The organism is Lactobacillus sp. ESL0785, assembly GCF_029395455.1.
Lineage (GTDB): Bacteria > Bacillota > Bacilli > Lactobacillales > Lactobacillaceae > Lactobacillus.
This window is the reverse complement of record NZ_CP113916.1, coordinates 1,399,233-1,411,869: the sequence shown is the minus strand read 5'-3', so window position 1 is coordinate 1,411,869 and position 12,637 is coordinate 1,399,233. Positions and strand designations below refer to the sequence as shown.

Below are 12,637 nucleotides of genomic sequence, written 5' to 3'. Positions count from 1 at the left end.
GGTAAAAAAAGATATGAAATTAAGTCATAAGTTGCTGATGGTATCAGCTGCGGCATTACTTGAAGTGAGTCCGGTGTTAGCTGGTCAAGTATCATCAGTTCAAGCAGCTGATAAGACTACGGCTAAAGCTGCAGTTAATAAAAAAGATAAAAAAGCAACAACTGTCAAAACAGCAGCTAAGAAGACTACACCAGCCAAGGCTACTAGCTCTAAAAAAGGCACGATTAAATTAAGCCGTAATGCATATGTCTTTGACAAAGATGGTAAAAGGTTAAAGGAATACATGGGCAGTAGTAAGTACACGACAATTGCTAAAGGAATAACGCTTAACTACAACGGTAAGAAGACAATTAACGGTAAGAATTATTATTCTATTGGTAATGGTGCTTTTATCAAAGCAGCTAATGTTGGTTATGTTGATGGTAAAAAAGTTAGCCAGACCAACACAATTACGGCCACAATTAAGCATAATGCTTATATTTATAATGGTCAGGGTAAAACAGATAAGAAAAAGGTAAAGAAGGGGCAGCAAGTAACAGTTGATCAATTGAAATACATTGGCAGTAAGCTATTTTACCGGCTTGGCGGACAAAGTGATCAATTTGTTAAGGCAACGAATGTTGGTTCAACTTCAAGTAAATTGAAGCCAGTTAACAAGCGGCCCAAGAAAAATAAATCCCAAGCTAAGCCAAGCGATAATCAAAATGATCCGACAGTGATCACATTGAATCATAATTCATACATTTATGATGGTCAGGGTAACACTAGTAAAAAGAAGGTCATGCAAGGACAGCAAATTACTGTTGATGATCTGCAATATATTGGTGGAAAACTATACTACCACGTTAATGATGATAAATTTCCAGGTCAAGATCAGTGGATTAAAAAGAGTAACGTTGGCGTTATTACCGGTAAACAATTGAAGCCATCCAACTCTGCTCCAGATGATGATCAATCAGCAACTTTAATTACTTTGGGTCAAGATGCTTATGTTTATAACGATAAGGGAATTGCGCAAACAACTAAAACTTTTGCTAAAGGACATACTGCGCGGGTAACTGAATTACGTTATATTTGGGTAGCAGCTGACAATAAGGCAGAATTGTTCTATAAACTGCAAAGTGACAAGAATGGTTATATCAGAGATGTAGATGTTAGTGCCATTAGTGGCGCCAAGCTGACTGTTGTTAATACGCCACAAGATGCTCAAGATGGAATTACAGTTGCCACTGTAAGTGATAAAAGTGACTTGCAGATTGAATTAAATCAGGTAACAACTGTCAAGGCAAGTGATGCTTATAAGTTGGCTGCTAAGTCGTTGCGTGATACTTATGACAGTGCAATTACTGCGGGCATGCAAGTAAATAATGGTACGTCAACTATTAGTGAAGTTAAGGCTGCTTTGAGTAAAATCAAGGCAGCTAGGGCAGCACTTAATGGTAAGAAGATCGTGGTTAATGATCTGAATAATTTATCAGCAGCTGAAGCTAATCAAATTGTCCAATTAGCAGCTAGTGCTAACAATGTTGATCAAGGTGCGGTTCAATTTAGTAATAACAACACAACGTTAATGATTAATGGTGCTAATGGCTTCCAGCAAGCATTAAATATCAGTGATTACGCCACAACTACTAAGTAAATTATCTGTAATATAAAAGCGTTTGTTAATTTTAACAGCGCTTTTTATTATGTCCAAAAATATGTTAATATGAATTAAATAGAAAACGCTTTATTGTATAAAAAAGAGGGAAAAATGATTGGTTTTTCAATGTATCTTGGTCATGATTTAACGTCACAAGATTATAATTATTTGTTGGCAATGCGTAATGCCGGTTTTAGTACGGTTTTTACATCACTGCATATTCCAGAAGATGATTCACAAGTTGTATTGTCGCGGTTGGGTGAGTTAAGTAAATGGTGCCATAATTTGGATCTGGACTTGATTGCCGATGTATCTAAGACTGGTTTGCAAAAGTTGGGGATAGCAATTGATGACTTGGAGCAGGTTAAAAGTCTGCATTTGACAGGACTGCGGATTGATGATGGAGTCGATTTTCGTTTAGTAGCTAAGCTGTCAAAAGAAATGCCACTGATGCTTAATGCTAGTACGTTAGATACAAACGATATTACGGCTTTGCGTGAATACGGTGCAAATTTTGCTCACCTGCAAGCATGGCATAATTATTATCCACGACCTGAAACGGGACTTGATGCGGATTTGCTGCAGCGTAAGAATAGATGGCTGCACAAAAATAATCTTCAAACAATGGCTTTTGTGGCTGGTGATAGTAACAGGCGTGGACCAATTAAGCGTGGGCTGCCAACATTAGAAATGCATCGGGATGAGAATCCTTTAGCGGCGCTGCTAGAGTTGCGACAGTTTGGTTGTGATCGCGTCTTTATTGGTGATCCTGCTTTACGACAAGAGACAATTGCGAGTTTTACTAATTATGTGAAGCATGGTGCTTTGACGCTGCACCTTGAAGAACCTGTACCAGCTTTAGTTGGTCTTGAATGGCACAACCGCATTGATGTGGCGCGGGATGTTGTGCGTCTAGTTGAGGGCCGAACCAGACAGCTATTTGATACGACGCCGCTGTCAAACATTGAACCGCGGCCACGGGGAACAATTACTTGTGATAATCGGCGCTATTTGCGTTATCAGGGTGAGTTGCAGATTACCAAGCGTGATTTGCCAGCTGATGAAAAAGTGAATGTGCTGGGACATATTATTAACGCTGATTTACCAATCTTAAAGCAGATTAAGTCTGGCAGTAAAATAGTCTTTGAATTGGCAGAAAAATAACGGTCAATCAAAATAAATTTTTGACACATATTATTAGGCAATTTTTGAAAAATAAATACAAAATTTGTAAATAAGATTGAAAAGTTATTTTATTGGCATTATAATGAAATCGCATTCAAAAATGAAAGCGATTAAAATGACACTATCGTAAAATATTATCTGGCTGTTTTTAGACTGAAAAATACTTGTTGAGGTCATTTTAATCATTCATTTAATTTGTAATATGGGAGGTAATTTATTATGAATAAAAGAATGGGTGTTAGAAAATGTGCGTTGTTGCTTTCTCTAGTAACCCTTGCTAGTGTTGTTCCAGCAACATCATTTTTAAAACCGCAGACATTGTTTGCAGCGCAATCATCTAATTCGACGTCGACACAGGATAAATTTCAGATTGATCAGAAATTTCCAATTGATGAAAAAGATGATAATCCTGATTTTGATACTTGGTCGCTATTGAACAATGTTACACGGAAGTTTTATGGCTTTGCAGGCCAGGGCTATCTGTACGTTTATTCAAATAATGCCAGTAAATTTGGCTTGTACGTTAATGGGAAAAAGGTTGCTTTAAAAGCCGTTAAGCCTAATAGTTGGACCAAGATTAATATTGCCCGCGTCACTAAGAATGGGAATAATTCTTTGCAGATTGCACGTAAGGGCACGTCGGCTAGTGATACTTTGCAAATCAAAGTGCCATATCCTACTTTAGTTAACCAAGCTAAAGAAAAAAAGAATTTGCAAAATAATTCTTTTAAATTAATGGATACACTTATTAAGCAGGAGATAAAGCATGGCTTTAGTTCCGCTCAAATTGCAATTGTGCATAATGGAAAAATTATTAAACAAAGTTCTTATGGTCTACTTGATAGTTACTCGGAAAGTGGAGAACGGTTGACAACAGGTCCAAAAGTTAATAATTCCACGCTTTACGATTTAGCTTCGAATACCAAGATGTATGCGACTAACTTTGCGATTCAAAAGCTGGTTTCTGAAGGCAAGTTAGATATTAATGCCAAGGTTTCCAGTATTTTCCCTGATTTTCAGGATAAGGCAGATGATAAGATTAAAGGTAAGTCTAATCTAACCATCCGAGATATTTTAATGCACCAAGCAGGTTTCCCAGCAGATCCGCAATATCATAATAATAATTATGATCCAACTAATCCTAGTGTGAATAAAGCGAATGCTAATCCTGTATATACTCAGGATCGTAGTCAGGCTTTGAATAAAATTATTGCTACTCCACTGAATTATGTTCCAGGTACTAAAACCATCTATTCGGATGTTGATTACATGCTCTTAGGGCTAATTGTTGAAAAAATAACAGGTCAAAGAGAAGATGATTATGTTGAACATAATATTTATCAACCTTTGGGATTAACACATACGTTATATAATCCACTGCAAAAAGGTTTCACTAAAAATCAAATTACTGCTGCAGAATTGAATGGTAATACGCGTGACCATACGATTAGCTTCAATAATGTTCGCACTCATACACTTCAAGGTGAAGTACATGATGAAAAGGCATTTTATACAATGAAAGGTGTCAGTGGTCATGCTGGTTTGTTTAGCAATGCCAGTGATTTAGCAGTTTTAGCACAGACAGTAATTAATCGTGGTGGTTATGGTAAGCACCGAATTTTTGATGAAGATACATTGGATGAGTTTATTAAACCCAAGTCAACGGATCCTTCCTATGGTTTAGGCTGGCGCAGACAGGCGAGTGGTAAATATGCTTGGGCCTTTTCTAATTTTGCTGATGAAAGTACCGTTGGTCATACTGGTTGGACAGGGACTTTGACAGTGGTTGATCCTAAGGAAAATACAGCAGTTATTTTATTAACTAACTGCCGTAATACACCGATTATTAATGCTAAGCAAACGCCAAATGACTTTGCTGGCAGTCATTATCGCCTTGCGAAGTATGGTGACATTGTTGGTCTCGCATTTGCTGGTATTAATCATGACTCTAAAAACGCTAATAATCAAAAATTAATTAGTTTAGTAACACAACGCTATAATGAAATTGTCAAAAATAAAGGTGATCAAACATTTGCTGATAAGAATGATCTTGCTGCATTGTATGGTTCACTTAAGAGCCGGAGAAAGCATGGCAATAATGTTGATAAATTTATGAAGTCACATTTAGGAGTGACGATCAAGAAATTCATCGAATAACAAATTAAATATGAAATAAACCTAATGATTATATTTTGGATTGAATTATATTTTTTGAGAATCTATAATTAAATTATATTTAAATAAAATATTAGGTACAAAAGATGAATTTTAAAAATCGAGTAGAAGCTACACGTAGATATTTAACTGCGTCGGAAGTGAAGATAGCAGACTATATTTTGGGGCATCCCCAAGAAGCAGTTAAGATGAGTATTAGCGAATTAGCTGTAGCTTCAAGCACAAGTGCAGCAACAGTTTCACGGTTGGTTAAAAGTCTACAAATTGATTCTTATACAGCAATGAAAGTAATGATTTCGGTTGATTTGGCAGAGCAAAAAAATGAAAAAGATGATGTCAAATTAGATATCACTGCTGATGAACCATTTGAACTTATTTGCAATAAATTAATCAAAAATGAAGTAGAAAATATAACACAGACAAAAGATCTATTAGATAAGAAAATATGTCAAAAAGTAGTTGATAGGTTGACGCAAACACAGACAATTTATGTTTTTGGTGTTGGCGCTTCTGCGCTGTCTGCTAAAAATATTTATCAAAAGTGGACGCGGGTTGGTTATAATGTAATATGGGAAGAAGATCTGAATGTCTTATTAGCTCAGTTATGTTCCGCATCTGAGCATGATACTCTGTGGTTAGTTTCTAATTCTGGTGAAACGCCGGAATGTTTATACTTGGCCAACTATGCAAAGCAACACGGATTGTTTGTAATTTCGTTGACTATGTTTGGTATGAATAGTCTGGTAAAAAAAGCAAATTTGTCATTAACTACTTGTAAGCCAATCGAACCTGATTTTAGGGTTGGGGCAACAAATTCGCTTACAGGGCAGTTTTATGTGATTGATGTTATTTTTTATTTGTTCTTTAGCCGGAACTTTAAGCAAAGCTTTAAAGCGGTAGATGCTTCGCGAGTAGCTTTGAAAGATTACCGTAATTTTTTAAAAAATAGGTAATCAGTTATTAAATATTGTTTTAATTTTAGGAGGAAAAGATGAGTTCTGATAAATATGCTGAAATGGGCAAAGAAATATATGCTCATATTGGCGGAATGACAAATGTCGAAACCTTGTATCATTGTATGACAAGGTTGCGCATTTCAATTAGAGACAATTCCAAGGTTGATATTGACGGCTTGAAAAAAATTGATGGCGTCTTAGGGGTTGTTGAGAGTGAAACATTAGAAATTGTTTTGGGACCTGGTGTTAATACTAAAGTTGCTCAAAGCATGGTTGATGCTGCCGGTGTCAAGGAAAATGATATCTTTCCAACAAGTAATTCACAGACTGCTGGCTCTTATGAGCAAGATAAAAATGATGTAATGGCGAAAGCCGACGCAGTTCATGCAGCTCACAAGGCAAGTTTGAAGAAAACTTGGTGGCGTGCTGCTTTACAGCATATTTCGGCTATCTTTATTCCTTTAATTCCTGCGTTTATTGGTGCCGGGTTAATTTCAGGATTATCTGGTATTCTGAAAAATATGTTAGTGGCTAAAATGCTGCCGGCAAGTTGGACATTAGCAATTACTGTTTTGGGCGTTTTGTCCAGTGGGTTATTTTCCTACTTAAATATCTTTGTCGGGATTAATGCTGCTAAAGAATTCGGTGCTACTCCCGGTCTTGGTGGGATCATCGGTGGTATTGTTCTGCTGCCAGGTGTTTTGCCACCAGTAACTATTCCGAATATCTTTGATAAGCAGCCATTAGCTGCTGGTCAAGGTGGGATTATTGGTGTATTGTTCTCTGTTTGGCTATTGTCTTACGTTGAAAAATTCTTCCATAAGCATATTGCTGATTCAGTTGACATTATTTTTACACCATTTTTGACACTGCTCATTATGGGATTGTTTACAATCTTTATTACGATGCCTATTGCGGGTTGGATTTCTAACTCACTTGTTGGTGGTATTAACTGGGTTCTAGCTGTTGGTGGACCAGTTGCTGGCTTTATTCTTGGTTTAGCTTTCTTACCAATGGTTATGCTGGGATTACACCAGATTTTGACACCAATTCACTTACAAATGATTCAAAAGATGGGTTACACACCACTTCTGCCAATTTTAGCAATGGCCGGTGGTGGTCAAGTCGGTACCGCGATTGCTTTATGGGTTAAATGCCGTAAGAATAAGCAATTGACTAAATTGATTAAAGGTGCTCTGCCAGTAGGTATTTTGGGTGTTGGTGAACCACTAATCTATGGTGTTTCTCTTCCTTTAGGACGGCCATTTATTACCGCATGTATTGGTGGTGGTATTGGTGGTGCCGTTTTGGGCGCATTTGGTAATGTTGGTTCAATTGCAATTGGTACTTCTGGTATTGCTTTAATTCCATTAATTGCTAACCATATGTGGATTAAATATTGTGTTGGTTTGCTTGCAGCTTATCTTGGTGGTTTTATCGTAACTTATTTCTTTGGTGTTCCTAAGAGTGCAATGGTTGCTAAGAATGAAGATGGTTCTTTAGTTGAAACAACCGCAGCACCAACTCAAACAACTGTAGCAGCTCCTAAGACTACTGCAACTAAGGCCGTTTCTGTTAATTTAGTAAGTCCTGTTAGCGGTGAGCTTGAATCTTTAACTGCTGTTAAGGATGATGTCTTTTCACAAAAGATGGTTGGCGATGGTTTTGCCGTTGTTCCTAACGATGGTAAGATTGTTGCGCCAGTTGATGGTAAAATTGTTACAGTAATGACAACCAAGCATGCAATTACAATGACATCTGCTCAAGGTAATTTGGAAATTTTATTACACTTTGGAATTGATACAGTTGATCTTAAGGGTGAACCATTTGATGTTAAGGTAGTAGAAGGACAAACTATTAAGCGTGGTGAAGTAATTGCTCAAATGAATATTGCAGCAATTAAAGAAGCTGGTAAGGATCCGGTGGTAATGACAATTGTAACTAATATGGATCATGTCGATCAGATATCTACGTTAACACCTGGTGCGATTACTGCAGATCAAAATGTTATTACAGTAAAAGTTAAGTAGGTAATTATGGAAATTAAGAATTTGGTAACTGAAACACGTAATCCAGCAACCATGCATATTGATACGATGTCAACCATTGAGATGGTACAGACAATTAATAATGAAGATAAAAAAGTTGCTATTGCCGTGGGAACGCAAGTTGAGCAAATTGCGCAAGTTATTGATGAAGCAGCTAAAAGATACAGTCAGGGCGGACGCTTAATTTATGTTGGTGCTGGTACTAGCGGCAGATTGGGTGTTCTTGATGCTGCAGAATTGGTGCCGACTTATGGAATCAAGCCTGAACGAGCCGTTGGTCTAATTGCTGGCGGTAAAACTGCAATGTATCGAGCAGTTGAAGGTGCAGAAGATTCTGTAAAACTTGGCGAGCAAGATTTACGTGATTTGCAATTGACAGCTAATGATACGGTTTTGGGCTTAGCAGCTAGCGGCAGAACGCCTTACGTTGTTGGCTGTTTAGATTATGCCGAAAAAGTGGGTGCTTTGCCTGTCTCAATTGCCTGCGTTTCAGATTCTGTAATTGGGAAACACGCTGAAATTGTAATTGAAGCTGTAGTCGGCCCTGAAGTAGTCACTGGTTCAACACGGATGAAATCTGGAACTGCTCAAAAGATGATTTTAAACATGATCTCAACTGGTGTGATGATCCGTCAGGGCAAGGTTTATCAAAATGTGATGATTGATGTCCAACCGACTAATTCCAAGTTAGTTGATCGTGCCTGTCGGATTATTAATATTACAACTGGTGCTACAACTGCTGCAGCACTAGCAACATTAAAAGAAACAAATAACGATGTTTCTTTGGCAATTGTGATGATTAAGACAGGTAAAAATAAGACAGAAGCAGCCCAGTTGTTATCGCAGCATCATGGCAATGTTGGTCAAGTTTTAGAAGATAGTTAAGTTAAAAGTCGTAAATTCAAAATGAGTTTGCGACTTTTTATTTGGTTAATTTAGTAAATCTGGGTTATTTTTGCGACTTTTTAGATAAAAAATAAGCAGAAATTTTAAGTTAAGCGCTATTCTGGTAATAGGGACTTGAATGTCGCTGATTAAAGTTGAATAATAAAGTATAGATAGTCACTTTTTCAGACAGCTTTTGGTAAAATAATAAGTTGTTAGCATGTTTTTACGGAGGAAATTATGTCTTATAAAGACAATATGATGTTGTTTGCCCTTAATTCGAATGTCCCACTTGCTGAAAAAATTGCGGAGCGTGTTGGTGTACCATTAAGTAAGTCAAGCGTGCAGCGCTTCAGTGATGGTGAAATTCAAATTAACATTGATGAATCTGTTCGTGGCAAGGATGTGTATTTAATTCAATCAACTAGTGCCCCAGTTAATGATAACTTGATGGAATTGTTGATTATGATTGATGCTGTTCGCCGGGCTAGTGCACAGACAATTAATATCGTCATGCCGTACTACGGTTACGCACGTCAAGACCGTAAAACTCGGCCGCGGGAGCCAATTACAGCCAAGTTAGTTGCAGATATGTTGCAAGTAGCAGGAGCAACAAGAGTATTGTCGCTTGACCTGCATGCACCACAAATTCAAGGCTTTTTTGATATCCCAGTTGATAATTTGATGGGTGCACCACTACTTGCTGATTACTTCTTAAGCAATCACTTGGAGAAAGATGCAGTTGTTGTTTCGCCTGATCATGGTGGTGTTACGCGAGCACGGAAATTAGCCGAATTTTTGGGTACGCCAATTGCGATTGTTGATAAACGGCGCCCACGTGCCAATGTGGCTGAAGTAATGAACATCATTGGCAACGTTAAGGGCAAGCGTGCGATTATCATTGACGATATGATTGATACTGCTGGAACGATTACACTAGCTGCTCAAGCTTTAATTGATGCTGGGGCAACAGAAGTTTATGCTAGTGCTACTCATGCTGTGTTGTCGGGTCCAGCAATTAAACGGTTGAATGATTCACCAATTAAGAACTTAGTTTTGACTGATTCAATTAACCAACCGGTAGAAAAGAAATTAGACAAGACCTTGCTCGTTTCAGTTGGCCCATTGATAGGGGATGCCATTAAGTGTATTCAACGTCATGAGCCATTAAGTCCGTTGTTTAATACGAGATATCAAGAAAATAAATAGAGCTGAAAAAAGGCTGTTTCAATTGAAACAGCCTTTTTTTATTTAGTTATATTCACCCACTTAGATGGTGCGGTGTATTTTTCTAATTCTGTTAGCGTTAATTTGATTGCCGAATTGGGTAAACCTGCTGCAGGATAAATGATGTCGTGTTGTTTAAGACTTTCGTCAAGATAAACTTTAACCTCGGGTTTAAGTGCAAATGGACAAACACCACCAGCAGGATGGCCGATAGTTGTTTCTAATTCATCAAATTTAACCATTTTTGCTTTTTGACCAAAAGTTGCTTTATATTTAGCATTGGCGATTTTGGCATTACCGGCTGTGACAATCACAATTGGACCAGTTTTAAGCATTAAGGCCATTGTTTTAGCAATCTGACTAGCATCGATACCTAGCACGTTAGCTGCTTCTGCTACTGTTGCCGTAGAGGCATTAAAAATGTGGATTCGCTGTTCTAGATGATATTTTTTAAAATAATTAACGACATTTTCGTAAGACATAAAGACCTCCTAAATTTATTACTAATATTAAATTATTATGAGGCATTATTTAATTTAAGTAAAATGATTTATTAAAAAAATTTAAGTATCGTATAGTTATAAAAAAACTTGTACTATTATCTAGCACAAGTTCTCGTTAATTTATATTATTTTTCGTTTCTTTTGGGTCGACGTAAATAGCGTAATTCGCCATTTTTAACGTAGCGCTGAAATTGCTGATACAAGGGATCGAAAATCTGTGGTTCGGCACTGTTTGACATCATTGTCTTAGGAAAGAAAAAGCGTTCGTCACCTTGCAATGTTCCATTAAGCGCACGCACAAGAGGACTTAATTGTGATAATTCAATCAGTTGACCGTCATTTTGCATAATTTCAATTTGACTGTTAGCGTTCTTGCCTGAAGGCTTATAAGCATCATACGGCTCATCAAAAGCGGAATTGGTGGCAGTGTAGTAGGTAGGATCGAAACCAGCTTGTTTGATTAGATCTTTTAACTTAGGTAACAAGTTTTTGGTTTCTTGATTAATCCGGACACTTGCTAACGGTTTACGATAAAGATAGCGGTTTGCTAGGTCTGCAAGCATGGGATCACCTGACTTAGTCCAAAGCGAAAAGTTAGTTTCCATTACACCATCATCAAGCTTTAAGTAGTCGTCTAAGGTCCAATTGCCAGCCAGAAATCTAGCTAGGCTTGGTGTTACTTGCAGATGACCCTGCTGATAAATAATTTTGGCCCGTTCAAGTAAATGTTGTAGGAGAACTTCCATTGAACGACCAACGCGGTGAAAGTAAACCTGCTGGTACATTTGGTAGCGCGAAGCAATATAGTCTTCAACAGCATGCATACCGCTCATGGTAAAGCAAATCCCGTCTTGGTAGGGCCGAATTTCTTGTAAAATCCGTGACAAATCAAATTCGCCGTAAGTTACACCGGTAAAGTAGGCATCGCGTTCAAGGTAATCCATACGATCAGCGTCAGCTTGACTAGAAATGAGTTTGACCACTTGTGGATTAGGATAAGTTTTAGCAATTACGCTGGCAACAAGTTCAGGAAAATTGGGAGCAATCTTTTTTAACGCATGATTAATCTCTGTATTAGGATCAGTAATGATCTTTTGCCCGATTTTTTCGTGGTTGGTACCAAAAAGATGCTCAAAGGTATGTGAATAAGGGCCGTGGCCAATGTCATGCAGCATCCCAGCACATTCTACCAATAAGCGGTTATGGTCGTCCCAGAGACCATCTCCCAATTTTTGGGTAGGGTATTTTTTGGCAAAAATATTACAGATCCGTCTAGTTAATTCATAGACGCCGAGATTATGTTCGAAGCGGGTATGAGTTGCTCCGGGGAAAACAAAGGCAATGGGACCTAATTGTTTAATTCGGCGCATCCGCTGAAATTCTTTGGTTTTTAACAAATCAAAAATAACCTGATCTTCAATATGCACATAGCCGTGGACAGGGTCGCGCAAGACAACTTCTTTAGCTAATTTTTTACTATTAAATCTTACCATTACAAAATTCCTCAAAGCGACTATTAATCTGTTTAAATATCGTTTAAAATAGTTTTAACTAATTATAGCAAAGTTTGTGGAATGTTTTAAATGGATGGAGTTTAGCAAGATGGCTAAAGTAACGGTTAAGTTTACGAGTACGATTAGGCAAGAAAATGAACAAGAGTCTTTTGCTAAACAGGCAGTTGGTGAATTGAAGCAGGCTGGCGCGATTACGCGGGTTTCATATCTTGAAGATGACCAAATTCCAGTTAAAATTTTAATTAAAGATAATGATGTTATTATTCGCCGGCAAACTGATGAGCAAAATTATTCGCAGCTGCATTTTCGTTTGGGCGAGCAGCAAGCTTGTCGGTATGTTGCTGCTGGCTACCAGATGGATTTAACTAGTACAACTAATTTTCTTAAATTTTCTACTAAAAATAATGGTTCTCAAGAACTTCGAATTGAATATGACCTCTTTAGTGGTCTATACTTAATAGGTAATTATACTGTCACGTTGATTTTTACTTAAACGCCTAGT

10 protein-coding genes are annotated in these 12,637 nt (G+C 37.6%); 8 read left to right on the top strand and 2 right to left on the bottom strand.

The window, feature by feature from the left end; all coding sequences use genetic code 11:
- Nucleotides 1–13: 13 nt before the first annotated feature.
- From OZY43_RS06770 to OZY43_RS06740, 7 genes are all read left to right on the top strand, one after another.
- Nucleotides 14–1,639: an SLAP domain-containing protein gene (locus OZY43_RS06770; protein WP_277164315.1), complete on the top strand. Its 1,626-nt coding sequence runs from the start codon at nucleotides 14–16 to the stop codon at nucleotides 1,637–1,639.
- Between the two features lie 114 nt (nucleotides 1,640–1,753).
- Complete coding sequence (locus tag OZY43_RS06765; protein ID WP_277164313.1) at nucleotides 1,754–2,806, top strand: MupG family TIM beta-alpha barrel fold protein; 1,053 nt, start codon at nucleotides 1,754–1,756, stop codon at nucleotides 2,804–2,806.
- A 240-nt stretch (nucleotides 2,807–3,046) separates the two neighbouring features.
- Nucleotides 3,047–4,984, top strand: coding sequence for a penicillin binding protein PBP4B (pbp4b, locus tag OZY43_RS06760; protein WP_277164311.1), 1,938 nt, complete (start codon nucleotides 3,047–3,049; stop codon nucleotides 4,982–4,984).
- Nucleotides 4,985–5,088: 104 nt separating this feature from the next.
- A complete protein-coding gene (locus OZY43_RS06755; protein WP_277164309.1) occupies nucleotides 5,089–5,955 on the top strand; it encodes a MurR/RpiR family transcriptional regulator in 867 nt (288 codons plus the stop codon).
- A gap of 38 nt (nucleotides 5,956–5,993) precedes the next feature.
- A complete protein-coding gene (locus OZY43_RS06750; protein WP_277164307.1) occupies nucleotides 5,994–7,988 on the top strand; it encodes a glucose PTS transporter subunit IIA in 1,995 nt (664 codons plus the stop codon).
- Between the two features lie 6 nt (nucleotides 7,989–7,994).
- Nucleotides 7,995–8,891, top strand: a complete 897-nt coding sequence (murQ, locus tag OZY43_RS06745) for an N-acetylmuramic acid 6-phosphate etherase (protein WP_277164305.1) — start codon at nucleotides 7,995–7,997, stop codon at nucleotides 8,889–8,891.
- A gap of 240 nt (nucleotides 8,892–9,131) precedes the next feature.
- Complete coding sequence (locus OZY43_RS06740; RefSeq protein WP_277164303.1) at nucleotides 9,132–10,100, top strand: ribose-phosphate diphosphokinase; 969 nt, start codon at nucleotides 9,132–9,134, stop codon at nucleotides 10,098–10,100.
- Between the two features lie 38 nt (nucleotides 10,101–10,138).
- On the opposite strand, the gene OZY43_RS06735 is transcribed toward OZY43_RS06740, so the two are convergent.
- Nucleotides 10,139–10,600: a YbaK/EbsC family protein gene (locus OZY43_RS06735; protein WP_277164301.1), complete on the bottom strand. Its 462-nt coding sequence runs from the start codon at nucleotides 10,598–10,600 to the stop codon at nucleotides 10,139–10,141.
- Between the two features lie 146 nt (nucleotides 10,601–10,746).
- A complete protein-coding gene (locus tag OZY43_RS06730; RefSeq protein ID WP_277164299.1) occupies nucleotides 10,747–12,114 on the bottom strand; it encodes an HD domain-containing protein in 1,368 nt (455 codons plus the stop codon).
- Between the two features lie 109 nt (nucleotides 12,115–12,223).
- Here OZY43_RS06730 and OZY43_RS06725 point away from each other — a divergent pair, with 109 nt between their 5' ends.
- Nucleotides 12,224–12,628, top strand: a complete 405-nt coding sequence (locus OZY43_RS06725) for a DUF1934 domain-containing protein (protein ID WP_277164297.1) — start codon at nucleotides 12,224–12,226, stop codon at nucleotides 12,626–12,628.
- Nucleotides 12,629–12,637: the final 9 nt, after the last annotated feature.

Excerpts from the sequence above, each read along its gene's own strand:
- OZY43_RS06770 (WP_277164315.1), top strand. The coding sequence starts at position 14 with ATGAAATTAAGTCATAAGTTGCTGATGGTATCAGCTGCGGCATTACTT.
- OZY43_RS06765 (WP_277164313.1), top strand. The coding sequence starts at position 1,754 with ATGATTGGTTTTTCAATGTATCTTGGTCATGATTTAACGTCACAAGAT.
- pbp4b (WP_277164311.1), top strand. The coding sequence starts at position 3,047 with ATGAATAAAAGAATGGGTGTTAGAAAATGTGCGTTGTTGCTTTCTCTA.
- OZY43_RS06755 (WP_277164309.1), top strand. The coding sequence starts at position 5,089 with ATGAATTTTAAAAATCGAGTAGAAGCTACACGTAGATATTTAACTGCG.
- OZY43_RS06750 (WP_277164307.1), top strand. The coding sequence starts at position 5,994 with ATGAGTTCTGATAAATATGCTGAAATGGGCAAAGAAATATATGCTCAT.
- murQ (WP_277164305.1), top strand. The coding sequence starts at position 7,995 with ATGGAAATTAAGAATTTGGTAACTGAAACACGTAATCCAGCAACCATG.
- OZY43_RS06740 (WP_277164303.1), top strand. The coding sequence starts at position 9,132 with ATGTCTTATAAAGACAATATGATGTTGTTTGCCCTTAATTCGAATGTC.
- OZY43_RS06735 (WP_277164301.1), bottom strand. The coding sequence starts at position 10,600 with ATGTCTTACGAAAATGTCGTTAATTATTTTAAAAAATATCATCTAGAA.
- OZY43_RS06730 (WP_277164299.1), bottom strand. The coding sequence starts at position 12,114 with ATGGTAAGATTTAATAGTAAAAAATTAGCTAAAGAAGTTGTCTTGCGC.
- OZY43_RS06725 (WP_277164297.1), top strand. The coding sequence starts at position 12,224 with ATGGCTAAAGTAACGGTTAAGTTTACGAGTACGATTAGGCAAGAAAAT.